Origin of the sequence: Cohnella baijiui, assembly GCF_020731285.1 — a bacterium.
GTDB lineage: Bacteria > Bacillota > Bacilli > Paenibacillales > Paenibacillaceae > Cohnella.
This window is the reverse complement of record NZ_JAJFOW010000007.1, coordinates 177861-203459: the sequence shown is the minus strand read 5'-3', so window position 1 is coordinate 203459 and position 25599 is coordinate 177861. Positions and strand designations below refer to the sequence as shown.

General features: G+C 60.9%; 33 protein-coding genes and 1 tRNA gene. 1 reads left to right on the top strand and 33 read right to left on the bottom strand.

The annotated features are described in order from the left end of the window. The 31 genes from LKX83_RS10550 to LKX83_RS10400 all read right to left on the bottom strand — a co-directional run bounded on the left by LKX83_RS10550 (position 1) and on the right by LKX83_RS10400 (position 23572). The gene (locus LKX83_RS10550; RefSeq protein WP_227882135.1) at positions 1 to 879 is read right to left on the bottom strand and encodes a heptaprenyl diphosphate synthase component 1; all 879 of its coding nucleotides are present in this window, start codon (positions 877 to 879) and stop codon (positions 1 to 3) included. A gap of 189 nt (positions 880 to 1068) precedes the next feature. Further along, complete coding sequence (locus LKX83_RS10545) at positions 1069 to 1608, bottom strand: hypothetical protein (RefSeq protein ID WP_227882134.1); 540 nt, start codon at positions 1606 to 1608, stop codon at positions 1069 to 1071. Between the two features lie 105 nt (positions 1609 to 1713). Further along, a complete protein-coding gene (mtrB, locus tag LKX83_RS10540) occupies positions 1714 to 1944 on the bottom strand; it encodes a trp RNA-binding attenuation protein MtrB (RefSeq protein WP_227882133.1) in 231 nt (76 codons plus the stop codon). 114 nt (positions 1945 to 2058) lie between these two features. Then, a tRNA-Pro gene (locus tag LKX83_RS10535) sits at positions 2059 to 2135 on the bottom strand. Positions 2136 to 2216: 81 nt separating this feature from the next. Then, positions 2217 to 2498, bottom strand: coding sequence for an HU family DNA-binding protein (locus tag LKX83_RS10530; protein ID WP_465249330.1), 282 nt, complete (start codon positions 2496 to 2498; stop codon positions 2217 to 2219). Between the two features lie 108 nt (positions 2499 to 2606). Then, complete coding sequence (locus LKX83_RS10525; RefSeq protein WP_227882132.1) at positions 2607 to 3593, bottom strand: ABC transporter permease; 987 nt, start codon at positions 3591 to 3593, stop codon at positions 2607 to 2609. After that, positions 3590 to 5110 (bottom strand): sugar ABC transporter ATP-binding protein, encoded by a 1521-nt coding sequence (locus tag LKX83_RS10520; protein ID WP_227882131.1) that lies wholly within the window; start codon positions 5108 to 5110, stop codon positions 3590 to 3592. The genes LKX83_RS10525 and LKX83_RS10520 overlap by 4 nt, the downstream gene beginning before the upstream one ends. Before the next feature lie 81 nt (positions 5111 to 5191). Beyond that, a complete protein-coding gene (locus LKX83_RS10515) occupies positions 5192 to 6319 on the bottom strand; it encodes a sugar ABC transporter substrate-binding protein (RefSeq protein ID WP_227882130.1) in 1128 nt (375 codons plus the stop codon). A 279-nt stretch (positions 6320 to 6598) separates the two neighbouring features. Beyond that, positions 6599 to 8077, bottom strand: coding sequence for a stage IV sporulation protein A (spoIVA, locus tag LKX83_RS10510; protein ID WP_227882129.1), 1479 nt, complete (start codon positions 8075 to 8077; stop codon positions 6599 to 6601). Between the two features lie 270 nt (positions 8078 to 8347). Continuing rightward, positions 8348 to 9100, bottom strand: coding sequence for a hypothetical protein (locus LKX83_RS10505; RefSeq protein WP_227882128.1), 753 nt, complete (start codon positions 9098 to 9100; stop codon positions 8348 to 8350). A gap of 18 nt (positions 9101 to 9118) precedes the next feature. Further along, on the bottom strand, positions 9119 to 9481 hold the full coding sequence (locus LKX83_RS10500) for a 2Fe-2S iron-sulfur cluster-binding protein (protein ID WP_227882127.1): 363 nt from the start codon (positions 9479 to 9481) through the stop codon (positions 9119 to 9121). Further along, on the bottom strand, positions 9478 to 10098 hold the full coding sequence (locus LKX83_RS10495) for a nucleotidyltransferase domain-containing protein (protein ID WP_227882126.1): 621 nt from the start codon (positions 10096 to 10098) through the stop codon (positions 9478 to 9480). Before LKX83_RS10495 ends, LKX83_RS10500 begins: the two co-directional genes overlap by 4 nt. 19 nt (positions 10099 to 10117) lie before the next feature. After that, a complete protein-coding gene (locus LKX83_RS10490) occupies positions 10118 to 10411 on the bottom strand; it encodes a 2Fe-2S iron-sulfur cluster-binding protein (protein WP_227882125.1) in 294 nt (97 codons plus the stop codon). Between the two features lie 21 nt (positions 10412 to 10432). Further along, positions 10433 to 10612 carry a DUF2768 family protein gene (locus tag LKX83_RS10485; RefSeq protein ID WP_227882124.1) on the bottom strand — a complete coding sequence of 60 codons (180 nt, stop codon included), beginning with the start codon at positions 10610 to 10612 and terminating at the stop codon, positions 10433 to 10435. 118 nt (positions 10613 to 10730) lie between these two features. After that, positions 10731 to 11006, bottom strand: a complete 276-nt coding sequence (locus LKX83_RS10480) for a stage VI sporulation protein F (RefSeq protein ID WP_227882123.1) — start codon at positions 11004 to 11006, stop codon at positions 10731 to 10733. 115 nt (positions 11007 to 11121) lie between these two features. Then, positions 11122 to 12159, bottom strand: a complete 1038-nt coding sequence (locus tag LKX83_RS10475) for an NAD(P)H-dependent glycerol-3-phosphate dehydrogenase (RefSeq protein ID WP_227882122.1) — start codon at positions 12157 to 12159, stop codon at positions 11122 to 11124. After that, on the bottom strand, positions 12149 to 12766 hold the full coding sequence (plsY, locus tag LKX83_RS10470; RefSeq protein WP_227882121.1) for a glycerol-3-phosphate 1-O-acyltransferase PlsY: 618 nt from the start codon (positions 12764 to 12766) through the stop codon (positions 12149 to 12151). Before plsY ends, LKX83_RS10475 begins: the two co-directional genes overlap by 11 nt. A gap of 12 nt (positions 12767 to 12778) precedes the next feature. Next, positions 12779 to 14101, bottom strand: a complete 1323-nt coding sequence (der, locus tag LKX83_RS10465) for a ribosome biogenesis GTPase Der (protein ID WP_227882120.1) — start codon at positions 14099 to 14101, stop codon at positions 12779 to 12781. A gap of 111 nt (positions 14102 to 14212) precedes the next feature. Continuing rightward, positions 14213 to 14401, bottom strand: coding sequence for a capping complex subunit for YIEGIA (locus LKX83_RS10460; RefSeq protein ID WP_227882119.1), 189 nt, complete (start codon positions 14399 to 14401; stop codon positions 14213 to 14215). After that, positions 14394 to 15311, bottom strand: a complete 918-nt coding sequence (locus LKX83_RS10455; protein WP_255654462.1) for a YIEGIA family protein — start codon at positions 15309 to 15311, stop codon at positions 14394 to 14396. The genes LKX83_RS10460 and LKX83_RS10455 overlap by 8 nt, the downstream gene beginning before the upstream one ends. Further along, a complete protein-coding gene (locus LKX83_RS10450; RefSeq protein ID WP_227882118.1) occupies positions 15308 to 15919 on the bottom strand; it encodes a hypothetical protein in 612 nt (203 codons plus the stop codon). Before LKX83_RS10450 ends, LKX83_RS10455 begins: the two co-directional genes overlap by 4 nt. A 129-nt stretch (positions 15920 to 16048) precedes the next feature. Further along, positions 16049 to 17263 carry a 30S ribosomal protein S1 gene (gene rpsA, locus LKX83_RS10445; RefSeq protein WP_227882117.1) on the bottom strand — a complete coding sequence of 405 codons (1215 nt, stop codon included), beginning with the start codon at positions 17261 to 17263 and terminating at the stop codon, positions 16049 to 16051. A gap of 128 nt (positions 17264 to 17391) precedes the next feature. Beyond that, entirely contained in the window at positions 17392 to 17979 is a 588-nt protein-coding gene (locus LKX83_RS10440) for a lysophospholipid acyltransferase family protein (protein WP_227882116.1), read from the bottom strand. Between the two features lie 3 nt (positions 17980 to 17982). Further along, positions 17983 to 18687, bottom strand: coding sequence for a (d)CMP kinase (gene cmk, locus LKX83_RS10435; protein ID WP_227882115.1), 705 nt, complete (start codon positions 18685 to 18687; stop codon positions 17983 to 17985). 131 nt (positions 18688 to 18818) lie between these two features. Continuing rightward, on the bottom strand, positions 18819 to 19013 hold the full coding sequence (locus tag LKX83_RS10430; RefSeq protein ID WP_227882114.1) for a hypothetical protein: 195 nt from the start codon (positions 19011 to 19013) through the stop codon (positions 18819 to 18821). 51 nt (positions 19014 to 19064) lie between these two features. Then, a complete protein-coding gene (locus tag LKX83_RS10425) occupies positions 19065 to 19724 on the bottom strand; it encodes a flagellar brake protein (protein ID WP_227882113.1) in 660 nt (219 codons plus the stop codon). 142 nt (positions 19725 to 19866) lie between these two features. After that, positions 19867 to 21231: a germination protein YpeB gene (gene ypeB / locus LKX83_RS10420; RefSeq protein WP_227882112.1), complete on the bottom strand. Its 1365-nt coding sequence runs from the start codon at positions 21229 to 21231 to the stop codon at positions 19867 to 19869. A 108-nt stretch (positions 21232 to 21339) separates the two neighbouring features. Beyond that, positions 21340 to 21489, bottom strand: coding sequence for a hypothetical protein (locus LKX83_RS10415; protein ID WP_227882173.1), 150 nt, complete (start codon positions 21487 to 21489; stop codon positions 21340 to 21342). A 53-nt stretch (positions 21490 to 21542) separates the two neighbouring features. After that, entirely contained in the window at positions 21543 to 22238 is a 696-nt protein-coding gene (gene prsW / locus LKX83_RS10410) for a glutamic-type intramembrane protease PrsW (protein ID WP_227882111.1), read from the bottom strand. A 194-nt stretch (positions 22239 to 22432) separates the two neighbouring features. After that, entirely contained in the window at positions 22433 to 23038 is a 606-nt protein-coding gene (locus LKX83_RS10405; protein WP_227882110.1) for a genetic competence negative regulator, read from the bottom strand. A gap of 198 nt (positions 23039 to 23236) precedes the next feature. After that, the gene (locus tag LKX83_RS10400) at positions 23237 to 23572 is read right to left on the bottom strand and encodes a hypothetical protein (RefSeq protein WP_227882109.1); all 336 of its coding nucleotides are present in this window, start codon (positions 23570 to 23572) and stop codon (positions 23237 to 23239) included. Positions 23573 to 23740: 168 nt separating this feature from the next. Between LKX83_RS10400 and LKX83_RS10395 the strand changes: the two genes are divergently transcribed. Further along, on the top strand, positions 23741 to 24604 hold the full coding sequence (locus tag LKX83_RS10395; RefSeq protein ID WP_227882108.1) for a polysaccharide deacetylase family protein: 864 nt from the start codon (positions 23741 to 23743) through the stop codon (positions 24602 to 24604). Positions 24605 to 24666: 62 nt separating this feature from the next. Here LKX83_RS10395 and LKX83_RS10390 read toward each other — a convergent pair whose 3' ends face one another. Together LKX83_RS10390 and LKX83_RS10385 are read right to left on the bottom strand one after the other, a co-directional pair. Then, positions 24667 to 24975: a hypothetical protein gene (locus tag LKX83_RS10390; protein WP_227882107.1), complete on the bottom strand. Its 309-nt coding sequence runs from the start codon at positions 24973 to 24975 to the stop codon at positions 24667 to 24669. Beyond that, positions 24972 to 25571 (bottom strand): CPBP family intramembrane glutamic endopeptidase, encoded by a 600-nt coding sequence (locus LKX83_RS10385; RefSeq protein ID WP_227882106.1) that lies wholly within the window; start codon positions 25569 to 25571, stop codon positions 24972 to 24974. The genes LKX83_RS10390 and LKX83_RS10385 overlap by 4 nt, the downstream gene beginning before the upstream one ends. Positions 25572 to 25599: the final 28 nt, after the last annotated feature.

Sequence of the window (25599 nt, the reverse complement as noted above, 5' to 3'; positions counted from 1 at the left end):
TCATCCCAACTCCTTGATCGCCGCGGCGGGCACGAGCGCGGTTCCTTTGAAGAACGGCTCGACGAGCGCCTGCAGCTCCTTGGCCAGTTTATCCGAGGGCAGGCGCTGCAGCAGCACCTGGAGCTGACCCGCCGACTGGCGGAGCATGCCGCCCAGCAGATCGGCGATCGCGTACTTCTCCATCAGATGGCCGACGAAGCCGGTATCTTCGGCCCGCGCGGCCAGCGCTTTACGGTCTTCCTCGGAGCCCTCCTGCAAAATGTGCCAGACGCCCCAGCTCTCGTTCAACCGGTCCGGCGTCTCAAGCCGCATCAGCTCCTGCATCAGCACCTCACAACGGCTGAAACGCTCCAGCAGCTCCGGCCACAACCGGGAATAGAGGCCGCCCATCAGATGGCCGAAAGACAAGAACAAGCCAGATCTGAGCTCCGCCCCATGGGTCAAATATTCTTCGGCGTTCAGCCGCATTTGCTTCATCTTGCCGTAGAGCGCGATCTTGATCCGGTTGACGTCGCACACCGCTTCGCTGAGGCGTCGGATCATGTCGATCTGGCCGGCTTGCGCGAGGAGATGATAGAAGCGGCCGCTGAAATAGTCCCCTGCCAGCACCTTGAGCTGCCTGGCGCGCATCTGGATTGTGCCCGCCTTTTCGCCGGAGACGTCGTTTTTGACCAGATCGTGGGTATCGAGACCCATCTGCACGAGCGCCGTCACGAGCGAAAACAGCTCGCGCTGCGGCGCCGCCGCGGGTTGGTGCGCGAGCACCGCGTTCAGCAGGCGGACGCGGCCGTCCGGGAACGCCGGCAGGTCGGTATGCCGAGCGATCATGTCGTGCTCCATATATTTTTGGGCCATTTGTGCAATACGGTTACGTGTCATCGTTCAGCCTCCGAAGTTACCAAGCAGCGCCTAACGCACTCCTGCGCGCGCCTCTCGGGAACGTGCTGCTTTCGAACCATGCCCGCGGCGGTCCGCACGTCCTACCGACGGCGAATCCGTCTTACGCGCTTGGATGATTATATTATAACATAACCGCAAAGCGACCGCATAAGACGGCCGCCGATTTCATCAATTTGCAAAATTTCCGAGCCATCGCTCGCCGGCCGCGGTCCAGTTCAGTCTAAGATGGAGCGCCCAATCCGGCCGCGCGCCGTCCGGGTCCGCTTTGACCGAGGACGCGAGGCCATCCGGCCAGTCCGACGCGCGGGAATCGCCCGAGGCGAGCAGCGCTCGCTTGCCGTCGGATTCGAGGTAAATGCGAAGGAGCAGCTGCCGGACGTTCGGCATGGCGCCGAACGACAGCCGGACGAGCTCGGCGGCGTCCTTCCACAGGTCCTTTGGCGAGGCGTCGTTCGCGGACAGCGACAGGTCGACGGTCAGGATGTCGTGGTCCCACCCGACTCTCGTCAGCCGTTCGTTCAAAGGCAGCGACACCATCGCGTCGACGAGGATGTCGCTCGACAGTTTCTCGACGCGCAGCGGCGCGAAGACGGACGCAGACGCGCGGTGATCCTGCGTGTGACGCTCCAGCGCGGGCAGGTGCCCGAGCAGGACGATCGCCAGCGCGCTGGCCGCGATCAGGACGATAGGGCGAAAGCCAATCTTCATGAGGCATTCTCCTCTTCCGGACAGGTCTTTCTCTTATTCTACAAAAGAAAAAGGCAGGCTATGCCTGCACCCGGATCGAGTCCGCCTCCCGGACGGTTCGGCGTGTTAGACGTCGGTCTCGACGACGCCGTACTTCGTCATGACCGTCGCCTTGCCCCGGATCTTGATCGCGGATGTGTGATCGGTGAATTGAGCGATCAGCACCTCGCCGCGGTCGAGCTTCTCCGTATGGTGAAACCGGGTATCGGTCCCGCGGGTCAAGCCGATCACGTTTACTCCGCTCTCCTTGGCCTTGATGACGATATATTCCGCTTGGCCCGAGATCGAGTATTCCATCGTATCCGCCTCCTCTATTGGCTCCATCATGAGGGAAATGAAGATCGCCTGTCAAACAAAAACTGCTTCTCCGGGACATCGTCTCGAAAAAGCAGTCTCGTCATGCGTATGTAATGGTCGGAACGGCGGGATTCGAACCCACGACCTCACCCACCCCAAGGGTGCGCGCTACCAGACTGTGCTACGTCCCGAAAGAGTACGAGAGTGATTATAGCACAGACGGAAATGGGACCGCAACCCATCGACCACCACAAAATCAAGCAAATTTCATTTTATTTGATGCCTTCCTTCAGTGCTTTGCCCGGTTTGAACGCGGGGATTTTGCCGGCCGGGATCTCGATCTCGACGCCCGTTTGCGGGTTGCGGCCTTTGCGCGCGGAGCGTTCGCGAACTTCGAAGTTGCCGAAGCCGACGAGCTGCACCTTGTCGCCGTTTTGGAGCGCTTCGGAGATGACGTCGAAGACGGCGTCCACCGCTTGCGTGGCGTCCTTCTTCGACAGGTCGGTCAACTCGGACACTTTGGCGATCAGTTCGGTCTTGTTCAATGCATTCACCTCCCCACTAACGGAAACTAGCTTGTTATCTGTTTATCCGTTTCATCAGAAATTATACACAGGAAGACCGCGGAGTTTCAAGCGGGGCGCGAGGTTTGACGCCCGCGCTCACGCTTTGCGGCGGCTGAGATGGATAAACGTGACAGCCAGCGCCAGGACGAGCACCGCGCCTTTGATGATGTCCGTTGTGTAGTATTGGACGTGCAGCATCGTCAGTCCGTTAATGAGAATGCCGGTCAGCACGGCGCCGACGAACGTGCCGATGACGTTCGGCCGGCCGGCCCCGAACACGGAATAGCCGACGAAGACGGCCGCGACGGCGTCCATGAGCATCGGCGCCCCCGCGTCGATTTGGCCGGAGCCGACGCGCGCGGTGTAGAGGATGCCTCCGATCGCCGCGAAGACGCCGGAAGCGACGTACGCCCACGTCCGGATCCGCTTGACGCGGACGCCGGACAGCCGGGCCGCCTCTTCGTTGCCGCCCGTCATCGTCGTCTGCCGCCCGAAGCGGGTGTACTTGAAGAAGATATGTGCGCCGATGACGGCGATCACCATGAGGATGACCGGAAACGGCACGCCAAGCAGCTTGCCCTGGCCGATCCACAGGAAGTCCGGATTCATGACGCCGGGCGCTTTCGTCCCGTCCTGGAACTGCATGTTGTTGTAGATCGAGTAGCCCTTCGTGTACGTCTTGTGGATGCCGCTGATGATATACATGACCGCAAGCGTCGCGAGCAGGTCGGGAATGCGCACTTTGACGATCAAGAAGGCGTTCAGCAGCCCGATCAATGCACCGACGACGAGCGGGACGACGATGACGACGACGAGCGGCATCTCGTACCAGATCATCATCGTGGCGGTCGTCACCGTCGTGAGGGAAACGGTCGAACCGACGGACAGGTCGAACCCGTCGACGGTAAGCGAGATCGTCACGCCGATGGCGACGAACGTCAGGATCGAGATGGAGCGCAAAATGTCCATCAAGTTGCCGTACGTGAAAAAGTATTCGTTGTACAGCGAGAAAAAGAGCAGCACGAGTCCGATGAAGACGAGCGCGCCGTATTTGAACGAGAATTGCAGCACTTTATTGTTCACGCCAGTTCCTCCCGGCCCGCGCTGGCGTACAGGAGCAGGTCTTCCTGCGTCGCTTCGCCGCGGGCGAATTGTTTGACGATCCGGCCATCGCACATGACCAGGATCCGGTCCGCCAGCCCGAGCGCCTCGGCGAACTCGCAGGTCAAATAGACGATCCCCTTGCCTTGCCCGGCCAGCTCGCCGATGATGCGGAAGATGTCCCTCTTGGCGCCGACGTCGACCCCTTTGGTCGGCTCGTCGAACAGGAAGACGTCCGCGTCCGTTCGCATCCACTTGCCGATCGCGACCTTTTGCTGGTTGCCGCCGCTCAAAAAGCCGGTCAGCTGGCCGGACGACGCCGTCTTGATGCCCAGACGGCCGATGAGGTCGGCCGCGTGGCCGCGCTCGCCCGAGCCGGAAATGAAGCCGAAGCGGCTGATCGACCGCAGAATCGGCAAGCTCAGGTTGTGCAGAACGGACGCACTGACGAGGATGCCTTCCTTGCGCCGCTCTTCCGGCACGAGGACGATCCCGTCCCGGATGGCGTCGGCCGGCGCGTTCGCCGAGCTCCGCTTGCCGTTCAGGACGACTTCGCCGCGTTCCGCCGGATCGGCTCCGAACAGCAGGCGGGACAGCTCGGTCTTGCCGGCGCCGACCAGGCCAACGACGGCGACGACTTCGCCCGCGCGGACGGTCAGATCGACGCCGCGGACCCGGCGGCCCGCCGCGAGATCCTTGACCTCGAGGAGCGTGCCGCCGATCGGCACGTCGGCCTTCGGATATTCCTCCTCGAAGCTGCGCCCGAGCATGGCTCGGACGATGCCCCCCTGCTGTACCTGATCCGCGGACTCGCTCAGCACGATCCGCCCGTCGCGCATGACGGTAATGCGGTCGCTGACGCGCAGCACCTCGGGCAGCCGATGCGAGATAAAGACGATGCCGATGCCTTCTTTCTTCAGCTCGTCCATCATCCCGAACAGCCGGTCCGCTTCCTCGAGACTGAGCGGCGCGGTCGGCTCGTCCAGGATAACGAACTTCGCCTTCTCGACGAGCAGCCGTGCGAGGAGCACGATTTGCTTTTCGGCGAGCGTCAGGTCACCGGCGCGCTTGCGGACGGAAATGCGGGAGCCGATGCGGGCGAGCGCCTCCTCAGCCTCGCGGTATAGGCTTCCCCAGCGCAGCCACGCACGCCCTTCCGAAGACGCCAAGCGGTCGAGCATGATGTTCTCGGCGACGGACAGCTGCGCGACGAGCGACGTGTCGACCTCCTGGTAGACGCATTGGATGCCCGCCCGCTTGGCATCGGCGGGCGACCGCATCGGGACGGCTTCGCCGTTGATCCGGATCTCGCCCCCGTCCGAAGCGTAAGCGCCGGACAAAATCTTCATCAGCGTGCTTTTGCCGGCGCCGTTGGCGCCGAGCAGCGCGTGCACCTGGCCGCCGTCCACCGCGAAGTCGACGCCGTGCAGCGCGGGCACGCCCGCGAACGACTTCGCAATCCCGGTCATGGCGAGTTCGTTGGCGCTGTTCATTCGCATCCCCCTCCGATATTTAGCGTGTCCTAAGACAGCAGCAAACGGCGCGGTCGATTTCACCGCGCCGTGCTCGTCTGTAGGACCTTACTTTCCTGCGACGGCTTGCTCAAGCTCTGTCAGATAGTCTGTGACGCCTTGGTCGCTCGCGCCCCAGCCTTTGACGTACTCGGACAGGTCTGCCGTCGTCACTTTCTTGTCCGTCGGCAGCGCGTCGCGGCTGACGTAAACGGAGTCGAGCTGTACCGTTGCCGGCGTTTGGTCGCCGTGGATCTTTTGGTACAGGTAACGCACTTGCACTTGGCCGATCGAAGCCGGATCGACCGCCGCCGAAGCGACCCACGGGCTCGACGGATCCTGGATCATGGCGAGGTCCTCGTCGCTCAGGTCGATGCCGTATACTTTGATCTCGTCGCGGCCCGCCTGCTTGATCGCGTTGGCGGCGCCTTTCGCGAATTCGTCCCAAGCCGCCCAGATGGCCGTGATGCTGCCTTTTTCCGGATACTGCTTCAGGATGGCTTCGGTCTTCGTTTGCGCATCCAGCTGTGCGCCGTCAGCCGTGCCGAACGCCGCGATTTCCTTGATGTCCTTGAACTTGTCCTGAAACGCCTTGTACGCGATCTGACGGGATTCCATCGGCGGGAAGCCGGCGACCCAGATCTTCACGATACTGCCCTTGCCGCCGGCGTCGGACGCCAGCGCTTCGAGCGTCTGCTCGGCCATTTTCTGGTCGTTCTGCGCGATGCTCGTGACGCCGTCCAGCGTGATGCCGGAGTCGAATGCGACAACCGGGATCCCTGCCGCCAGCGCCTTTTGCACGCCGCCCGTGAGCGCGCCCGCGTCGCCGTGGTCGAGCAAGATGCCGTCGTACTTTTGGTTGACGGCCGCGTCGAGGTTGGACGCCATGACGTCCAGCTTGTTGTCGGACGGAATGACCGTCAGCTTGCCGCCGAACTTCTCGACTTGCTTTTTAACCCCGTCCACGTATTGGGCGGAGAACGTGCCGGTGTTCAGACGCATAATGAGGGCGATATTCTTGCCTTTGAGCGGATTGTCCGCTCCGGCGGTCGGCTCCGAGGCGGATGCCGACGCGGATGGACCTGCGCCTTCGTTCGCTCCGCCGTTGCTGGACGGCTTGTTGCCGCAGGCGCCGAGCGCCAGCACCAGCGCAAGCGCCAATGCGAGCCAGGTGCCGAATCGAATACGTTTGTTCATGTGAAAAATGGCCTCCCCTATCAAACCTTGTCTATGAAATGCTAACGTCAACTATAAATCCAATTTCCTACTATGTCAATTGGTTTTAAAGTATTTCATTTCCTGCAAGACGCTAGACAATAGTTTAGGCGAAATTTGTCGAATGTTCAAGTTGCTTTTCGCATGTTCATTCATTTGACAAACGCGCGCCCGCTTTCCAGCGTTAAAATAATGAAAAGCCCGCCCCCGCAGCCTCATGGCTGTGCGGAGCGGGCTCTTATTGAACGTTTGCGGGACCGGTCAGAGAATGATGGCGATCAAGCCGCCGGAGCCTTCGTTGATGATGCGGCCGAGCGTTTCTTGGAGCTTGTAGCGCGCGTTGTCCGGCATCATCGCGATCTTGCCCTGGATGCCTTCGCGCACGATCGAATGGAGCGACCGTCCGAAGATGTCGGAATCCCAAATCTTGATCGGATCCTTTTCGAAGTCCTGCATGAGGTAGCGGACGAGCTCCTCGCTTTGCTTTTCGGTCCCGATGATCGGCGCGAATTCGGACTCGACGTCGACGCGGATCATGTGGATCGACGGCGCAGTCGCCTTCAGGCGGACGCCGAAGCGGGAGCCTTGGCGGATGAGCTCGGGCTCGTCGAGCTGCATCTCCGCGAGCGACGGCGCCGCGATGCCGTATCCGGTCGTCTTGACCATCTCGAGCGCTTCGGCGAACCGGTCGTATTCGCGCTTCGCGTGGGCGAACTCCTGCATGAGCTGCAGCAGATGGTCCTTGCCGCGAATCTCGGTGCCGACGACCTCCTGCAAGATTTTGTCGTACAATTCGTCCGGCGCGTACAGATCGATCTCGGCCACGCCCTGCCCCATGTTGAGGCCGCTCAATCCGGCGCGGGCGACAAAGTTGTACTCGAGGAACTGCGAGACGACCCGGTCGACGTCGCGCAGACGGCGGATGTCTTTGACCGTATCGCGGACCGAGTTCTCGTAGCTCGACCGCAGCCAGTGCTGTTCCTGGAGCACCATGACCCAGCTCGGGAGATTGACGTTTACTTCGTGCACCGGGAATTCGTAGAGCACTTCGCGCAAGACCCCGAGCACTTCATCTTCGCCCATCGTGGCGACGCTGAGCGTGATGGCCGGAATGTCGTACTTGGCGGCGAGCTCGGCGCGCAGCGCGAGCGCCTCCTCGCTCTTCGGGCGAGCGGAGTTGATGACAAGCACGAACGGCTTGCCGACTTCCTTGAGCTCCTGGATGACCCGCTCCTCGGCGTCCACGTAGGCGCTGCGCGGAATTTCCGCGATGGAGCCGTCCGTCGTGACGACGACGCCGAGCGTGGAGTGCTCCTGGATGACTTTGCGGGTACCGATCTCGGCCGCTTCCTGGAACGGGATCGCCTCCTCGAACCAGGGCGTCGTGATCATGCGGGGACCGTTCTCATCCTCGTATCCCTTGGCGCCTTCAACGGCATATCCTACGCAATCGACGAGCCGGACGTTGACCTCCAGCCCGTCGGCGACTTTAATTTGAACGGCATTGTTCGGGACGAATTTCGGCTCCGTCGTCATGATCGTGCGGCCCGCCGCGCTTTGCGGCAGCTCGTCGATCGCCCGGACGCGATCCGCTTCATGGGTGATGTTCGGGAGCACCACCGTCTCCACGAACCGCTTGATGAAGGTCGATTTGCCCGTCCGGACGGCGCCGACGACCCCGAGGTAGATATCGCCGCCCGTGCGTTCGGCGATATCTTTGAAAATGTCCACTTTTTCCACTGAGATTCCCTCCCCTTCGTAATCGCGAAGCCTGCGTGATCCGCCAGCGCGACGGAACTCGTACACGAACTTGGACTGGTATCATTGTATGTGCGAAAGTCCGGAATATGACGCCGAACCCGCATTTTATTCGCGCCCGTTCCCGGCGTTTCCACCATCCCAATGATCATATGAACGGCGAACCTCTCCTATGTCGGTTATCTCGCAGAGCACGCAAAAGAGCCGCCCCCAGACGGGAGCGGCTCGAATTGAGAGAGAGAGAGAAGCATATCAGGTAGATTCGGGCGCCGCGGCGACCGTTCCGTTCACCCAGCGATAGACGGGGCTTTTGACCGGCACGTAGTACGATTCGCCTGCCAGGCGCCCGCGCAAATCCTCGTCCGCGCCGGGCGTCGCGCCCGCTTTTTCGATAGACTGGGTCAGGTCGATCCCGTAATCGGCGTACACGCGGCCTTCGTCGTCGACGATGAGGCTGAGCGGCCGGCCGCTGTACATGCTCTTCAGCTTCGGCTCTCGAAAAGCCAGCTTCTTGTAGTCGACGTAATGAAAGCCCGGATACGCCTCCTCGCCGGCCGGGAGCTGCCCGCCGTTGCGCTGCTGATAGCTTTTGACTTTGGCCTGCACTTCGCCGACGCCCTGGTAGACGGTGATATCGAGCAGCTTCACAGTCGGATTCGTCTCTTCGTCGACGATCAGGAACTGGTTGCTCCCGCCGTTTTCGAACGCCAGCTTCGGCAGGGTAGACAGATAGCCCATCCGCTTCATTTTGGGAAAATCGATCTTGAACTTTTCGTAGCGCGGCGTGCCTTCATCCGCGTTCAGGATCGGCAGCACGCCCGTATCCTGCTGGTAGCGCTGGACCGCCTCCTGCACGGCTTGCACGGCTTCCCGCGCGGAAGCCCGGCTGCCCGGCGTCTGGTCGTCCGGATAAAGACAGCCGGACAGCGGCACGACCGCCAGCGCGATAAATGCCAGTGCGGCCGTGCGGATCAGGCGGCCTGCCTTCTTTCGTAGCGTCAACAACTCGTTCATCCTCCCGCATCACCACCATTCGTCGTCGGCCTGCTGCTCGGCGAGCTTTTTGCGAATCGCGGCTTTGAGCGGGTCTTCCGGCACCGTCACCGTCACATCGCCCTTTACCTTCGCCTGGCAGGAAAGCCGCACCCCCTCGTCCAACAACGGTCCGAGCTTGTGCCGCTCGGCGGCCGTGGGCTCGGAGAGCGAATCGGCGCTCGCCGCGTCAACCGCCACCTTGCACATCAGGCAGCCGGCGACGCCGCCGCAGCGCGTGCGGACCGGCGCCTTGGCCCGTCTTGCCGCATCCAGCAGCGTCGTGCCCGGACGCACGTCGATCGAGCGTTCGTCCGGCCGGAATGTCACCCGGCACATGCCTCGCGCACTCATATGCCGTCTTCCCCCCCGTCGTCCCCCGCCGCCGCGGCGACGCCCGCCAGCACGAGCGCTTCCGAGCGAACCGCCGGCGAGATCGTCTGGCCGGTCTGGTCCAGCAGGCGCCGGAGCGCTTGCAGATGCCGCTCCGGCGCCTCCCGGATGAGCGCGGCCGCCGTCTCCGCGCGGTCCGCCCGCTCCCGGAGCAGATTGAAGATCAGCTCGTGTCCGAGCGGGATAAGCGTCAACGCCCGGCCTTCAAGGACGTACGTTTCTCCCATCCCGTTCAGCGTCCGGCGCACCTCCGTCCGATAGACGGAATCGCGCGCGCGAACGGAAAAATCCCCGACCAGCTCGACCGAGACGCCTTCGAGCCGGTAATGGGACAGAAGCGAGCGGTACCGTTCCGTCTCGCTCCACGCCGGCTCGTCCGTCGCATACGGGCGAAGCCGGTCATGCAGCCGGATCGCGTCGTCCGCGTCGGCATAAAGGTCCAGATCCCGTGGCGGCCGGTCCAGTCGCCCGCCACGGAGGCGAAGTCCGACGCTGCCGCCAACGAGCCACGGCACGCCGATCTCCGCCGCGAGATCCGCAAGGCGGACAAGCGCCCGCTCCGGTGACGACTCGCTCATGCGCTCACCTGCTTGTCCGTTAAAAATAAGTCCGATTGACGGCCGAGATGCGTCCGGGCGACGCGATCTTCGCCTGGCAGCCAAGACGGAAGCCTTCGTCCAGCTCGTCCGGACCGAGCCGGTCCCACTCCGCGTCGGTCGCTTCCTCCAACCGCTCGGCGCCTTCGCGGATCAAGCAGCGGCATCTCGCGCAAGTACCTCTCGAGCAATTGAACAGCCAATCCACGCCCGCTTCCTGCGCGAGCTGCAGCAGCGTGGCGCCGACCTTCGGCTCGACCTCGCGGGTGAGGGTCTTTCCCGTTAACGTGATCATGCCGTCTCCCCCGTCGATCCATCATATAATGGAAATAAGTCCGCAAACCATGCCGACCAGCAACATGACAAACGCGACCAAAGACAACACGAAGCGCAGCCAGCCCTTCGTCTTCGTCCGCGTCACCATAATGAGCACGGCGGATAGCACCATGAGGCCGATGCCGACGAACGACACCCACATCTTCATCATAGGATCCATTTCGGATAACGACGCCCTTTCCCCCAGTACTGCCTACAAAACGGTACATATTATACCATTGTTTCGACATGAAAACAAAAATCCTCTCCCTGCACGGAGAGGACGAAAAATCCGTCTATTATTTTTTCATCATCATTTTCATGAGTCCTTCAAGGCTGTTCATGTTCATGCCGCTTCGCTTGATCGCGCTGACAATCTCCTTCACGGTCTCTTCCGTGACCGGAACGCCGGCGGTGGCGGACACTTGCTTGATCAGCTGGCGGATCTGCGTTTCGCTTTGCAGCGTTTCGGGCGATACTTTGGATGCGATTTTTTTCAAGGACGATTCCGAGACCGTTTTGCCCGTCTTTTTGGTGACGGTGTTCAGAATGTCTTTGGATAGCTTCTTGTCCATGCTTCCCCTCCTCCGCGTGGTTGCCTTGTATCCTATGTGGAAAAGGCTACGTCGGTGTGGGCTAGCGGACTTGGGGAATCGCGTTCGGATTCCGTCGGCAAAGGAAACGGAACCATCAGCCTTCGGGCGGAAAAGCGGCGGCCTCTTCGAGCTCGTGGGTACGCACGCGGCCCATCAGCGCTTCGACCGCTTGCACCGGCGGCTTGCCTTCGAAGAGAACGGCGTACAGCTCCTTCGTGATCGGCATGTCGACGTCGTGCGAGACGGCGAGCTCGGCGGCCGCCTTCGTCGTGCGGACGCCTTCGACAACCATGCCGACGCGTTCCAGCGCCTCGTCCAGCCCGTAGCCCTGGCCGAGCAGGGAGCCCGCCCGCCAGTTGCGGCTATGGCGGCTCGTGCACGTGCCGATGAGGTCGCCGACGCCGGCCAGTCCGGCGAAGGTGAGCGGGCTCGCCCCCATTGCGGCGCCAAGTCGGCCGATCTCGGCCAGTCCGCGCGTGATGAGCGCCGCCTTGGCGTTGTCGCCGAAGCCGAGGCCGTCGGAAAGGCCGGCGCCGAGCGCGATGATGTTCTTGATGGCGCCGGCTGTCTCGACCCCGACGATATCGGGATTCGTATAGACGCGGAAGTAGGTGTCGTTCATGAATAGATCCTGGGCGGCTTCGGCGAATCGGATGTCGCGCGAGGCGACGACGACCGTCGTCGGATGGCGGACGATGACTTCTTCGGCGTGGCTCGGACCGGAGAGCACGACGATCTCCTCGGCCGGGCGATTCAGCTCCTCGGAAAGGACGGTCGACATTCGCTTCAGGGTGTCGATCTCGAAGCCTTTGGTTGCATGAACGACGAGCGTATCCGGGCGAAGGTGCGGCGCGGCCGCATGGGCCACCTCCCGCATCGCCGCCGAAGGCGCGACGAACAGAACCGCATCCGCCTCGCGAACGGCCGCAGCAAGGTCGCTCGTAGCCGCAAGCGATTCAGGCAGTTCCGCACCCGGCAAAAACTTTTGATTGCGGCGCAAGCGATTGATCTCGTCGGCCTGGGCGGGATTGCGCGTCCACAACGTCACGGCGTGGCCGTTGTCCGCGAGGACGCGGGCGAGCGCGGTTCCCCAGCTGCCCGCGACGAGAACGGCGATTTGCTTAGATGCCATGGGGCTCCCCCTTTTTGCCGCCGAGCTTGTTCTCCGTTCCCTTGGCCAGCTTGACGATATTTTTGCGATGGCGAAGAACGGCGAGCACGGCGACGACGACCGCGCCCCAAAAGACGGCCTGTCCGCTGCCTCCGATCAATAGAATAATCGGTACCAGCACGGCAAAAATCATCGATCCGAGCGAGACGTAGCGGGTGAGCGCGATCGAAGCGATCGCAACGACGCCGGCGATGACGACCGGCACCGGCGCAAGGCAGATCATCGCGCCGATCGTCGTGGCGATGCCCTTGCCGCCCTTGAAGCGGAAAAAGATCGGCCAGTTGTGCCCGGCGATGGCCGCGAGACCGCACGCGACGGGGACCCAGTCCCCTTGGTCGCCGATCAGCAGCCAGCCGAGAACGACGGAGACGACGCCTTTGGCGATATCCAGCAGGAAGACGGCCAGCGCGGGCCCTTTGCCGAGCACGCGCAATGTGTTCGTGGCGCCGGCGTTGCCGCTGCCGTGTTGGCGGATATCGATTTTGCGAATCCACCGGGCGAACAAAATGCTGAACGAGATGGAGCCGATCAAATAACTGATTACGATGGCGATGATGGGAGCGAGCACGTCCGTTCTCTCCTATTCCTGATCGGACTTGCGGCGGGTGAACAGCCGGAGCGGCGTCCCTTCGAAGTCGAATGCGGCGCGAATTTTGTTTTCCAAATAGCGTTCGTACGAGAAATGCATGAGCTCCGGATCATTCACGAAAACAAGAATGGTCGGCGGCTTTACGGATACCTGCGTCGCGTAGTTGACGCGCAGTCGCCGTCCCTTGTCCGTCGGCGGAGGCGTAATCGCGACCGCGTCGGCGATCACGTCGTTCAGCAGATGCGTCGAGATGCGCATCGCGTGCTGCTCCGCGACACGGTCGATGACCGGGAACAGGCGGTGCAGACGGGATTTGGTAAGCGCGGACAGGAAAACGATCGGCGCGTACGACATGAACAGGAAATGATCCCGAATCGTGTTCGTAAATTGCTGCATCGTCTTGTCGTCCTTCTCGACCGCGTCCCACTTGTTGACGACGAAGACGGACGCTTTGCCCAACTCGTGCGCGTAGCCGGCGATGTGCTTGTCCTGCTCGATGATGCCTTCCTCGCCGTTGATGACGACGAGCACGACGTCCGCCCGCTCGATCGCCTTCATCGAGCGCATGACGCTGTACTTTTCCGTCGTTTCGTACACTTTGCCGCGTTTGCGCATCCCGGCCGTGTCGATGAGAACGTATTTTTGCCCATCCTTCTCGAACGGCGTGTCGATCGCGTCCCGGGTCGTGCCCGCGATTTCGCTCACGATGACGCGCTCCTCGCCCAGAATCGCGTTGACCAGCGACGACTTGCCGACGTTCGGCCGGCCGATGAGCGCGACCTTGATGACGTCGTCGTCGTAATCCTGTTCGTCGCCGGCGGGAAGCTTCTCGACGCACGCCTCGAGCAGGTCGCCGATCCCGATGCCGTGAGAGCCCGACAGCGGGATCGGGTCGCCGAAGCCGAGGCTGTAAAATTCGTAAATATCGTCCATCCGTTGAAGGTTGTCCACTTTGTTGACGGCGACGACGACGGGCTTGCCCGAGCGGAACAGCATCTGCGCCACTTCTTCGTCCGCGTTCGTCACGCCCGCTTTGGCATCGACCATGAACACGATGACGTCGGCTTCCTCGATCGCGAGCTCAGCCTGCATGCGCACGAGACGCATGATCCCGTCCTCCCCGTCGATCTCGATGCCGCCGGTGTCGATGACGCTGAACGTGCGGCCGCTCCATTCGCCGGTGCCGTAGATCCGGTCCCGCGTAATGCCTGGCTTGTCCTCCACGATGGCTAGACGGTCGCCGATAATGCGATTGAAAATCGTAGACTTCCCAACGTTTGGTCGACCTACGATGGCGATGACAGGTCTTGCCATACTTTCACTCCTTAGTTTAGAAACCCTTGAATATTCACAAGCTTCATCATAACAAAAATACATCGGCTTGGCTAACCATTCTTAAGATGGATAACAAACCCGGCTTGGGAACTAGTCGACCGCGTGGTGATCGACAAGAATATACACTTTCTCCGACAATTGATGGGCATTGCAGTCGAGAATCTTCTCGGCAAGATTCGCCAATCTCTGCAGCTCGGCGGAATCGTCCGCGATAAAAATGGGCGCGCCGCCCGCGACCTGCTGCCGCTCCGATGCGATGACCGCCACGATCCTAGCCATGCTGCACGTCTCCTTTCGTCCGGTTGGCTTCGGTCGGCATGCGAACGGCCGATTCCAGCAGCGGCACGTCCGACATCGCCTTCATCGCTTTGTCGGGATCTTTTTCCCGGGGGAGGATCAGCACGCCGAGTTTGCCCGTGGAGAGCTCCAGCTTCGCCATCGGCAGCAGCGACGGCTCCCCGTCGTCCCGGTAGACGCCAAGCCGGGTGGATACATCGTGCAGGATGGCCTGCCTCTGCCCCATGTTGGCCAGCGTCACGCGCGCGTCGCCGTTTTTCGGGGTCAGGACGAAGCCCATCGCCTCTTCCGCGATGACTTGTTGATCTACTCCTACTCCAACGTTCATGATATAGATACCGCCCACATAAATATTCGGTCCATCGACCCGGACAGGTATACGTTCCACCCGCGCGATTTCCTTGATCGTCTTTCCCTTCATCAACCGAAGGACAGCCAGCATGCACACTAGACCGACCGCCGAGCCCCAGTAGCCGTTCGTCACCGTGACGACCAAGCTGGTCATAAAAGCAGTAAAGATCGCCAAGTAATTGCGCCCTTCGAACACGACGGAAATGCCTTCGATGTAGGTGGCGCCTCGCGGCACCAGCTCTTGACGGTCGATGGCCGTGAGCGTGTTGCGCTCCATGTTCCGCACCTCGCGGAACTGCTGCGCAGCGAGGGACAGAAACGTGATAGCGGTGTAATCCTTGTTGAACAAGGCCGGCACGGCCACGGAGCCCAGCGCGCCCGCGATCAATCCGAGCGCGAGATGGATGATGCGGCCGTGCGGATAAGCCGGGTATTGGCGGTAATCGCTCCTCAGCATCAAAACGCGGGTAAATACGCCGAAGGCGGTTCCGAGCGCCACGCCAACCAAGTCCGGGTGCTCGACAAACGTATGGATTCTCAATGTCTTTGTCCTCCCTTGCGATCGGACCACGCGCGAATCTCTTTCCATTGCGCGGCAGCGTACGTCTCCAAACGAATGACGGCGTACGACATCCACCAAAGATCAGGATAAGACGGATCGCCCAGCCGTCGGGACTCGAACGAGCGGCCGTCCAGCCAAGCTACGGCGGCGGCGGCCAACAACAGCCCGACGGTGAGCCCCGCCAGTTGCTCGCCTGCACGGCGCAGGAAAACCGCGCTCACCGTGCCGACGATAAGCGCGCTCGCCCACAATGCGTCGACAGCGGACAGCGGCGGAATGATGGCACTGAGCTTTTGAAGGAACAAGGCGATCGCCCCTACGAGCACGCCGGCGGCGATCGCCGTCCATAACCGCACGACGTCCAAGCCGAAACTTAGGAAGACGAACAGTACGGCGGACCAAAGCAGGCTGCCGTCGATTCGCCATCCCATGAGGAAAACGGGGGTGCCCGCCAACAAGGGCCACCCGGCCAAAAACCATATGGCCGTCTTTCCCGACAGCCGGCCGGCCAACTCGGCTCGCCAGCCGCTGAACCACAAGATTACGGCCGCCGCCCAGAAGCAGCACGCGATATACCCCGGCGCCATGAACGCCCCCTCCTCTCCGCGCGATCGTCCTTAGTATGCGCAGGTAACGGAGGCAGGCATCCCCTTGCCTGAAACGGCAAAAAGCCCCTCGATCGAAATCGAGGGGCTTGCGCAATCGCGTTTCGCGGCTTACTTGAACTTGCTCAGCTTGTCGCCGAACTTCTCGCCCAGCGTGAAGCTCATGCTTTCCGGTGCCGGCAGATTCGTCTCTTCGCGAGGCGCGCGGGACGAACGCGGCGCGCGCTCTGCTTGAGGAGGCGCTTCTTCGGTTTCCTTGATGGAGAGGGAAACGCGTTTCTCGGCCGGGTTGAAGTCCAGCACTTTCGCTTGAACTTCTTGGCCTTCCTTCAGCACTTCGTGCGGAGTCGCCACGTGGCGATGCGCGATCTGGGAAATATGCACCAGACCTTCGACGCCCGGAGCGATCTCGACGAACGCGCCGAAGCTGACGAGGCGCTTAACCGTGCCGGTAACGATGTCGCCGGTGTGGAATTGGCCGGCGGCCGATTCCCAAGGGCCCGGTTGGGCGGCCTTGATGCTCAGGCTGATCTTGCCGATCGAAGGATCGACTTTGAGGACCTTCACCTTCACGCTTTGGCCTTCGGATACGACGTCGGCCGGATGCGCGACGTGCGACCAGGCGATCTCGGAAACGTGAACGAGACCGTCGATGCCGCCGATGTCGACGAATGCGCCGAACGGCGTCAGACGCTGAACGGTGCCTTCGATGACCTGGCCAATTTCCAGGGATGCCATAATGGATTGCTTTTGCGCTTCGTACTCGGCTTCGAGCACTTCCTTCGCGGACAGGATGACCTTATTGTTCTCGCGGTCGAGCTCTTTCACCTTCACGCGGAGCGTGCGGCCTTTGTAACCGGAGAAGTCTTCGACGAAGTGGCGCTCGACCATGGACGCGGGGATGAAGCCGCGAGCGCCCACGTCGACGACCAGACCGCCTTTGACGACGTCGGCGACGGTTACTTCGAACGCTTCGCCGTTGTCAAATTTGGCTTGGAGATCGTCCCAAGCGCGCGTGGAGTCGATTTGGCGTTTGGAGAGGACGAGGCTCGCCTTTTCGTCGTTGATGCTGACGACTTTGGCTTCGACTTCCTGGCCGACTTGGACCGCGTCGGCCGCGTTCTCCAAGTTGACGGAGGACAGCTCGCGAAGCGGAATGACGCCGTCGTATTTATATCCAAGGCTGACGAATGCTTGGTTATCCTCGATCTTGACGATCGTCCCCTTGACAGTATCGCCCTTTTTCAAGGAAACAACGTTCTCCAGCGCTTCTTGGCTTACCGAGTCGGCAGCAGCCGATTCCTGGACTTTGATTTCTTCAGACATGAAAATAACCTCCTCAATTCTACCCCAACTTTATTTAAACCCGCGCAGCGGGGTTTAAATCATCTTCGAACCGCCATACCATATAATGCCTCTAGTATGCCACGCAGGATGCGCCTTTGATGCGCGCATTAACGCGTCGGTTTGCCGGTCTCCTGCATCTCGCGAATGCGCGACATGACGATCTCGGTCGCCGCTTCCATGTCCTCGGACGTTCCGCTCTCCGCGTATGTACGCAAATCCAGCGGCGCGCCGTACACGGCCATCATCTTGCGAAACGGGCGGTAGCTCCCTACGATCGCAACCGGCACGATCGCGGCGCCTCCGCGAAACGCCATGCTGACGGCTCCGCGCTTGCCGAGGCCGACGGCCTGGTTGCGCGTGCCCGTCGGGAAGATTCCCATGACCTCGCCGTCCCTCAGCAGGTTGACCGCCATGCGGATCGTTTCCTTGCTGACGCCGCCTCGCTTGACGGGGAATGCCCCGACCTTGCGGATCAGGCCGCCGAAGAGCGGGATGTCGAACAGCTCGGCCTTGGCCATGAAGTGAACCTCGCGCCTCGCCGCGATGCCCATTGTGATCGGATCGAGCACGCTTTTGTGATTGCTGCAGAGGACGACGCCGCCTTCGCGGGGAATATGCTCGACGCCTCTCGCCTCGAATCGGAAGATCAGCTTGAATAAGGCCAATAAGATCGTTCTGGCGAACCGGTACAGCATCGTCTACGTCTCCCCCGCTGAAATCGTGCTGGCCGCAGCGAGTCCCCAAGCGACGATCTCGTCCACGACCTCCTCGATCGAACGTCCCGTCGAGTCGATCAGCCTAGCGTCCGGCGCTTGCACCAGCGGCGCGATGTCCCGTTCCCGGTCCATGCGGTCCCGCTCGGCGATGTCGCGCTCCAGCTGCTCGAGCGTGACGCCGGCGCCCTCTCCAAGCTCGCGATAGCGGCGAAGCGCCCGCTCCCGCGGCGAAGCGGTCAAAAACACCTTCAGTTCCGCATCGGGCAGGACGTGCGTTCCGATATCTCTGCCGTCCATCACGACGCCTTTGGCCTGCGCCATCCGACGCTGCAGATCGGCCATCCGGCTCCGCACCGCCCCGATCGCGGAGACGCGGGAAACGTTGCGGTTGACCTCGTGAGTGCGGATTCGCGCGGTGACGTCGACCCCGTCGGCAATCACCTTCTGTCCTCCCTCGCCCGGCGAAAGTGCGAGATCGAGCGCATGGGCCAGTTGCCCGATGCCCGCTTCGTCGTCAGGCGACAATCCGCGATCTAGGGCGATGCTTGTCACTGCCCGGTACATCGCTCCGGTATCTACGTAAATATAATGGAGCCGGCTGGCCACGTGTCTGGCGACCGTGCTCTTGCCCGCGCCTGCCGGACCGTCGATCGCGATGTTGATTCGGTGGGTCGATTGCTGATTCATCTGCTGAAAAAGAGCCTCCTAATCAACTACCGTTAAGAAAAAAGCAGGCAGGCTCAGCCTGCACGCGAATGAGAAAATTATACCACAGCATGCCCGCATATGCAAAAACCAAAGACAGGATAAGCGCGCGCTCATCCTGTCCGATACGGGATCCCCTCCCACGAATCGACAACGGTCAGCAAATGCCGGAGCATAGGGATGTGGAGCGCCGCCTGGGCCAGCACCAGCGCGATCGCCAGCGCCGCCGCGGCCTGCAGCAGACGGCGTCCGACTTGATCTGCGATGCGCAGGTATTCTGTCCTATCCGGCTTCTGATGCTTTGGCATCGTTTTTCAATGCTCGCCTCCGTCGGACGCGTCCGCGAAGCGCCATCCCCCTCAGTCCTTGCGCATGTCCAACTGGCGCTCGAAGCAGTAGCGGATAATCTTCTGCTGGTCGTTGTCCTGAATATCCTTGAACCGCATCATGACGACAAGATGGTGCGGCTCGGCGGGGACGACGCGGACGACCTCGCCTTCGAATTGGGCGTGCGACACGCTTCCGTCCCGATAGGACAAGAGTAGCCAACAATTCGCCGCCGTATTCGGCGTGAGCGGCCATTTGCGGTCGCAGCGAAAGGACAGCCCGCCGCCGCCGACGTCCTCGGTCAGCGCGGTGAAGCGAAGCCGGTCGCCTAGCCGTACGGCCAGCTCCAACTGGGCTTCGACGCGCAGAAAGTTCCGCCGCTGCTCGCGCGTAATCTCCTCGGGCGACGGCTTGCGAACGGTTACGAGCGGGACAGTCTCCCGACGGAAGCCGACGACTTCGGTAACGAATTGATGACGGACCCCTTCGGAGGTGAAGTAAGTCAGGCTCAGCCCTTCTCCAACCTCCAGGCGGCGCAGTCGGCCGGCTCTTTCGTCCAGCGGAATTTCCAAATGCAAGGAAGACTCGTCCATGTCGGCGAGCCTGGAGCGCAGCGTAGGGGCGAGTCCCGGATCCGGCTCGGACGGCGCGAACGGTTGGATGAACAAGGTCTGGTTAATTTTGGGAAGCAACCGGGAGATCCTCCAAATCATGGCGGGATGTCGGAATGAACTAGGTCCGCAACACCATCATATACCAAGACCGGTTCCTTGAGAACCACAAAAAGAACCGCCGTTCGCCAAATGGCGACAACGGCGGTTCGCTCGGTTTGTGTCAGCGGAGGATCGCCTTCGCGTGCTCCGGAATTTGCTCGATCGTCTCTTCGAGGCCCGTATCCGCGTTGACGTAAATCCGGTACTGGCTCCCGTTGATGCGGCCCGTGAACTCGTGGCAGAGCACTTCTTTCTTTTCCTCGTTCTCGATGATCGAAAGATGGTACGACTGGATTTTGAAATCAGTGTTCAGCGCCTTCTCCGCTTCGCCGCGCGCGATCTTCGGCTTGCCGACGGACAGCGATTTCGGCCGGTACACGTGATCGGCAGCCTGCAGACCGACGGCTTCGCCGTTGTCGAGCGCGATACGCACCGTTACTTTGTCGGGATAGATGCGCACATCGTCCTGCATACCGACAAAGGTGAACACCGATACGTGATCGTATTCGTCATAGGTAACGGGCGTCATGCCGGCGTAGCCGTGGCTGTCCAGGAACTGAGCCGCGCGCTCCCGGGCGGCGCCGACGTCCAGCTTGCGCTCCGTGACGTCCCGCGGGTTCATGAACGAGAGCAGCTGTCCGCCCTTGCGCGTATAGTCCATCTGGATGTTCTCGCCCTTCGGACCGCGAAGGGTGGCGGTATAGCTCGGATTGTCGGTCTTTGCGCCGTTCTCCACGACTCTGACGTCGCCGCCGTCGCCCGAATGGATCGTCGTTCCGGCGAATTCGAGCGCCTTGCGCTTGATCTCCTCCGGCGAGGCGTCCTGGCCGGACAGCATCTTCACCGAGCGTTTCCGGCTCGTCGACATCGAGGAAGGACCCCAGTCGGTTTCCGGATAAGCGCCGATTTTTTTGTCCACCGCCTTGAAGCCGTCGATGATCGAATTGTCGTGCTGCGAATCGGTATGCGCCATGGCCACTTCTACGTCCATCCAGCGCAGATGGTCGGAAAGGACGGCGTCCTGCACCTTGCCGAGATCCCGGTTAATGTCGGAAGACTTCGTGTAAAGCGACTTCATCGTCTTCAGCTCGCCGTCTGTGAGCGGCTGCTTCGTCAAATCCCGCACGGATGTCCGGTATGCGAAATCCGCGATGCGGGACAGAAAGTCCTCGGCCTTGTTGAAGGGCAGCATCGCCAGCGGAAGCTGGTTGATCTCGTTTTGCGCCTGACTGGTAAGCCGCCAGACGTTCACGAGTCCTTTGCGCTGCATGCCGTGGGACGTCGCGTTCACGGCGAGCGCGCGTCCCAGTTGGTCCTGCAATCCGCTCATATGCGTCGTCAAATCGTGGAACGCCCGCTGATACTGGTTTTCCGCCTTGATCAAAATGGCGTTCTTCTCCTGATGCTCCTGATAACCCCACACGATCGCGCCTACGAACATCAACGCGGCGATGGGAAACAACACTGCGCTTAACCGTTTGTACATGAAAAGCCGGCCCCTTTCATTCCCAGACTGCGGTTTGCCGTTAGTTTGGGTAGATGGGACCGGCTTTATGCGCGGCTTTCGGATATTCGTTCCCGCTTGGCGAACGGGTCAGGCTTCGCCTTCTTCGATCTCGAAGTCGTCGCTGTTGTTGCACAGGCACATCTTGAATCCGGTATCGACGCGGCCGCGTTCTTTCCGTCCCCGCAGGACGAACTTTTCCCCGCAGCGGTTGCACCGGATCGTCACTTTTACCCGCATGATCGTCATCATCCATTCGTAGCGCTTGTTGCTATTCAGTATGAACCGATCTGTCAGGATTTAACCTCTTCCTCCCGCTTCAGCAGGCGAAAAGGAGAAACGGCGTTGGCCCGGTTGACGTAACGGATGCCGCGGTACCAGAGCATGCACATGAACGGGACGATGAGCCAGATCCACGAGCGCGGCACCGACTGCATGATAAAATCGTACAAGCCGTGCCAAAACAAAGGGAACAAAAACGAGATCCAAAGGAACAGACGTACCTTCGGTCCTTCCCGAAACTTGGCGCGGCCCATGAAGTAGCCCATGAAAACGCCGAACAAGGCGTGACCGGATACGGGAAGAAGCGCCCGGATGAGCAGCGTGCCGAAAGTCGCAGGCTCGCCGAAGGCGTACATGACGTTCTCCAGGGTTGCGAAGCCCAGCGACACGGCCGTCGCGTATACGATGCCGTCGTACGGCTCGTCGAATTCGGTATGGTTGTAAATGATGTGGTACAGCACGAACCACTTGAAAAATTCTTCGACGCCCGCGGAGATGATGAAGGAAAACGCGAAGGGCGAATCGCCCAGCCAGATCATCAGCCCGCGCTGCACGATCATGATCGGAAGGACGATCAGGACGCCCGTCAAAAACATCTTGAGGACCATCGGCAGCGGCTCGGCATCGTAGCGGTCTTTCCAGTAGAAATACGCAAGCAACGCGACGCCCGGGGCGATCGCAGCCGCCAATATCGAAAAGATGAGCATCCGCCGTCCACCTCCTTCCTTCCCCCATTATACATCGGCGAGCCCCGGCTAGCATCCTTTAGGGAACAACTTCCTCGCCGCCTCAGCAAAAAAAGACATTCCGCCCAGTCTACGCGAAGCGGACGCTTCGTCGACGACCGTGCGAAATGTCTGGGGGACAGGCCGGCAAGCCGGCTGCAGCCGTCTCCATCCGGTCAAGCGAAGTGCTCGGAGAGCACTTTGACGGCGTTCGTTGGAATGATGATCTGACCGTATTCCTCGAGAACGGCCGGCGTGACCGACGTGGCCTCTCCATACTCGGCCAATACGGCGATCAGCGCGTTGTCGGCTACGTTATCCGAACCTGCGGTCGGATCAAAGCACAAAATCCAGTGGTTCTGATAGCGGTACATTCTGCCTTCGTCGGACAGCCGCCCGGTGAGCATCTTGGCCGCGCCGATGGCGTCCTCGATGTCTCTGAACCGATATATGATGGCCTCGCTTTGCTCAAGCGTGACTTCCATTTCGTAAACGTCTTCGTCCAGCTCCTCCTCCGAAGAGGCGTCCGCGTCGCGCTCCATCTTGCCGCGCGTCACGATGACGACCATCCCCTGCGCAGGCATCGCGAACACTTCGACCGCAAGCGGTCCCGAAGCGTCGAAGCCGAGTTCGCTGTAGGCTTGATCCATCATCTCGCTGAACAGCTCATGCACTTTGGGAATTTCCCGCCACATGTCTTCCTTCTGGATTCCACGTTCCGACAGATCGTCGAAGGTCAGGAAAATCCTAATCTTGTCTTGGCTAAGCCGCTCCATCCTCATGACAGGATCCTCCCTTCTGCACACGATGGGTGATAACAGCGTATGACGCAGCATATAATGTGTGATTGAAATGTGCTTTATAACATGTTATCACTTCTACCCTCGAAATGCACTAGGGAAAACCCACAAACGCAAAAAAACGGCACGCTTCCCTCCCTTTGCCGGAAGAAGGCGCGCCGTCGCTTTTTATTGCGCAGGTCAAATGGAATGCTGGCCGCTTTGGTCCAGGATGTCGTTGACTTCCCGCTTCACCGAGGCGTCCTGGGAGGCCAGATGCGCGACTTCCGCCAGCCCGCCGCGTTCCGAGGAAGCGCGATGGCTTTCGCGGCGGGAACTTTCGCGGTGCCGGCTCTCGCCGGTGTCGCTCCAGCCCATGTTCATCATCCTGCCGACCGCACCTTCCTTCATGTCGCTCATCCGGTGCTTCAGCATCCGGCCGACTTGGCCGGCCATCATCGGCATCCGGCCGCGACGCATGAGCATGACGAGCGCCGCGCCGGCCAGGCCGCCGGCGATGAATGTTCCGATCTTCATGTGAACACCTCCTCCTGTCCCGTGATGAATGCGTGGGGGATAACAGCTTTAGTGTGGCCGCCTGTCGGGTCTACATTCCCACTCAAATTCAGGAAGAAGATTTGTACGCGCCCGTGGCGGGTATGTTACAATCGGATGGAACCCAGACCGCACGGGAGGACAGTCGCCATGAAAATCCCCACCCGCGCCGCCATCGCGGCGGCCGCGCTGATGCTGACCTTGTCGGCCTGCGGGGGCGGGACGCCGGAGACGGCATCTACCGGCACGTCAGGCACGCCGGCCGGAACCGCCTCTTCGCCGCCCGCTTCCTCCGCCAAGGCGCCGGAGGCCACGCCTTCCCCGACGCCGGACGCTTCGCCGTCGCCATCCGGGACCGCCAAAGCTTACCGAATGAATAAAGTGTACGACATCGTCCCGATCGACAAATCAGCCTCGGAAAGCAAGGTCGTCCTTCTGACGTTCGACGACGGCCCCAAATCGGAAAAGACGCTTCTCCCGCTGCTCGATACGCTGGACAAGCACAACGCCAAAGCAATCTTCTTCGTTAACGGTTACCGGGTAAAGGCGCACCCCGAGCTGCTGAAGCTGATCGACGATCGCGGGCAGACGATCGGCAATCATAGCTGGGATCATATCCAATTGGGCAAGGAAAAAGCCGACACCATCGAAGATCAGATCGGACGCGTGCAGACGATCGTCAAGGAGGTTACCGGCAAGACGCCCGCCTTCTTCCGGCCGCCCAACGCTTCCGCCAATCCCGACGTTCACGCAATCGCCAAAAAGCACGACCTGCTCTTCATGACATGGTCGAACGGATCGTTGGATTGGGCGCTCGGCAGCAAAACCCAAGACAAGCCGCAGGCCGTCATCGACAACGTTCTGAAGCAGCTCCGTCCGGGCAGCAACATTCTCATGCACGAGCTTCCCTGGACGGGCGAAGCGCTGGACCGGCTGCTCGACGCGCTCGAGCAGAAAGGCTATTCGTTTGTCGATCCGTCCGCCATCGAACTGGAAACGGGAGATCCGCAATGACGCGGGTCTCCCGTTTTGTTTGGCGCGCGGGGGCACTCCGACGAGAAGCGCGGCAGGCGCGATTACGAATTGCCCTGGTACAGTTGTTGACCCCACCGGAAGAGCAGCACGATCAGCGCGACGAACAGCACGACGAGCAGCCGGTAAAACCATTTGCTCCAGGCGCGCCTGCTCGTCGGGTGGACCGTCGCCCTCGGCGGCATGCCCGTCTCGGGGATGCCGGAGGCGGCGGCCGCTTCTTCGATCGCCTTCTCCAGCTCCTCGAGCGTCAGCGGAGGTCCGTCCGCCTCGGCGGATTCGGGCTCCTGCAGCGCGTGGCGCTTCGCTTCGACGAACCGCTCCCATACCGAGGAATGGTCGCTTTCTTTCATGACTGCTCTTCCCTCCGAAACCGAATAATCAGACCCATGATCAGATCGACCAAAAAATGCGCCAGGATCGGCGCCCAGATCGTGCCGGTCCAAATCATGAGCCACCCCAAGCCGTAGCTGATCGCGAAGACCATGCCGGTCGGCACCCAATGCCGCAAATACCGGACGTGAATGGCGGCGAACAGGATGCTGGTCCAATACGGACCGAAAGCGTGCTGGACGGCTCCCCGAAACAGCAATTCCTCACACACGCTGACGACCGCCGCGATAACCGCGATATGCCAGACCGGACGCGTTCGGAAGATTCGCTCGTTGACCCCGCCATCCTCCATGGCCTCCTCGGGAATCCAGCGGGAAACCGAGAGGTCCACAATCAAGACGGCAACGGCCATTCCGATGCCGGCGTACAGGAAGGTCCAGCCGCTTGGCAAGGCAAACAAATTAATCGCGCTGCGCCCCTGAAAAATCACCCACAACAAACCGATAATGAAAGTAATAGCCTGCGTCGCGTACAAATTCATCAACAGCATCCGGTCGTTCATCTGATCAACGGATACCTGGCGGATCTTGATATTTCGAATGTCGAATTTTCTCATGTTCCCTCGGTCCCTGGATATTTTTGTA

Excerpts from the sequence above, each read along its gene's own strand:
- LKX83_RS10550 (WP_227882135.1), bottom strand. The coding sequence starts at position 879 with ATGACACGTAACCGTATTGCACAAATGGCCCAAAAATATATGGAGCAC.
- LKX83_RS10545 (WP_227882134.1), bottom strand. The coding sequence starts at position 1,608 with ATGAAGATTGGCTTTCGCCCTATCGTCCTGATCGCGGCCAGCGCGCTG.
- mtrB (WP_227882133.1), bottom strand. The coding sequence starts at position 1,944 with ATGGAATACTCGATCTCGGGCCAAGCGGAATATATCGTCATCAAGGCC.
- LKX83_RS10520 (WP_227882131.1), bottom strand. The coding sequence starts at position 5,110 with ATGCGAATGAACAGCGCCAACGAACTCGCCATGACCGGGATTGCGAAG.
- LKX83_RS10515 (WP_227882130.1), bottom strand. The coding sequence starts at position 6,319 with ATGAACAAACGTATTCGATTCGGCACCTGGCTCGCATTGGCGCTTGCG.
- LKX83_RS10500 (WP_227882127.1), bottom strand. The coding sequence starts at position 9,481 with ATGAGTGCGCGAGGCATGTGCCGGGTGACATTCCGGCCGGACGAACGC.
- LKX83_RS10495 (WP_227882126.1), bottom strand. The coding sequence starts at position 10,098 with ATGAGCGAGTCGTCACCGGAGCGGGCGCTTGTCCGCCTTGCGGATCTC.
- LKX83_RS10490 (WP_227882125.1), bottom strand. The coding sequence starts at position 10,411 with ATGATCACGTTAACGGGAAAGACCCTCACCCGCGAGGTCGAGCCGAAG.
- LKX83_RS10485 (WP_227882124.1), bottom strand. The coding sequence starts at position 10,612 with ATGGATCCTATGATGAAGATGTGGGTGTCGTTCGTCGGCATCGGCCTC.
- LKX83_RS10480 (WP_227882123.1), bottom strand. The coding sequence starts at position 11,006 with ATGGACAAGAAGCTATCCAAAGACATTCTGAACACCGTCACCAAAAAG.
- LKX83_RS10475 (WP_227882122.1), bottom strand. The coding sequence starts at position 12,159 with ATGGCATCTAAGCAAATCGCCGTTCTCGTCGCGGGCAGCTGGGGAACC.
- der (WP_227882120.1), bottom strand. The coding sequence starts at position 14,101 with ATGGCAAGACCTGTCATCGCCATCGTAGGTCGACCAAACGTTGGGAAG.
- LKX83_RS10460 (WP_227882119.1), bottom strand. The coding sequence starts at position 14,401 with ATGGCTAGGATCGTGGCGGTCATCGCATCGGAGCGGCAGCAGGTCGCG.
- LKX83_RS10450 (WP_227882118.1), bottom strand. The coding sequence starts at position 15,919 with ATGGCGCCGGGGTATATCGCGTGCTGCTTCTGGGCGGCGGCCGTAATC.
- rpsA (WP_227882117.1), bottom strand. The coding sequence starts at position 17,263 with ATGTCTGAAGAAATCAAAGTCCAGGAATCGGCTGCTGCCGACTCGGTA.
- LKX83_RS10440 (WP_227882116.1), bottom strand. The coding sequence starts at position 17,979 with ATGCTGTACCGGTTCGCCAGAACGATCTTATTGGCCTTATTCAAGCTG.
- cmk (WP_227882115.1), bottom strand. The coding sequence starts at position 18,687 with ATGAATCAGCAATCGACCCACCGAATCAACATCGCGATCGACGGTCCG.
- LKX83_RS10430 (WP_227882114.1), bottom strand. The coding sequence starts at position 19,013 with ATGCCAAAGCATCAGAAGCCGGATAGGACAGAATACCTGCGCATCGCA.
- ypeB (WP_227882112.1), bottom strand. The coding sequence starts at position 21,231 with ATGTACAAACGGTTAAGCGCAGTGTTGTTTCCCATCGCCGCGTTGATG.
- LKX83_RS10415 (WP_227882173.1), bottom strand. The coding sequence starts at position 21,489 with ATGCGGGTAAAAGTGACGATCCGGTGCAACCGCTGCGGGGAAAAGTTC.
- prsW (WP_227882111.1), bottom strand. The coding sequence starts at position 22,238 with ATGCTCATCTTTTCGATATTGGCGGCTGCGATCGCCCCGGGCGTCGCG.
- LKX83_RS10405 (WP_227882110.1), bottom strand. The coding sequence starts at position 23,038 with ATGAGGATGGAGCGGCTTAGCCAAGACAAGATTAGGATTTTCCTGACC.
- LKX83_RS10400 (WP_227882109.1), bottom strand. The coding sequence starts at position 23,572 with ATGAAGATCGGAACATTCATCGCCGGCGGCCTGGCCGGCGCGGCGCTC.
- LKX83_RS10395 (WP_227882108.1), top strand. The coding sequence starts at position 23,741 with ATGAAAATCCCCACCCGCGCCGCCATCGCGGCGGCCGCGCTGATGCTG.
- LKX83_RS10390 (WP_227882107.1), bottom strand. The coding sequence starts at position 24,975 with ATGAAAGAAAGCGACCATTCCTCGGTATGGGAGCGGTTCGTCGAAGCG.
- LKX83_RS10385 (WP_227882106.1), bottom strand. The coding sequence starts at position 25,571 with ATGAGAAAATTCGACATTCGAAATATCAAGATCCGCCAGGTATCCGTT.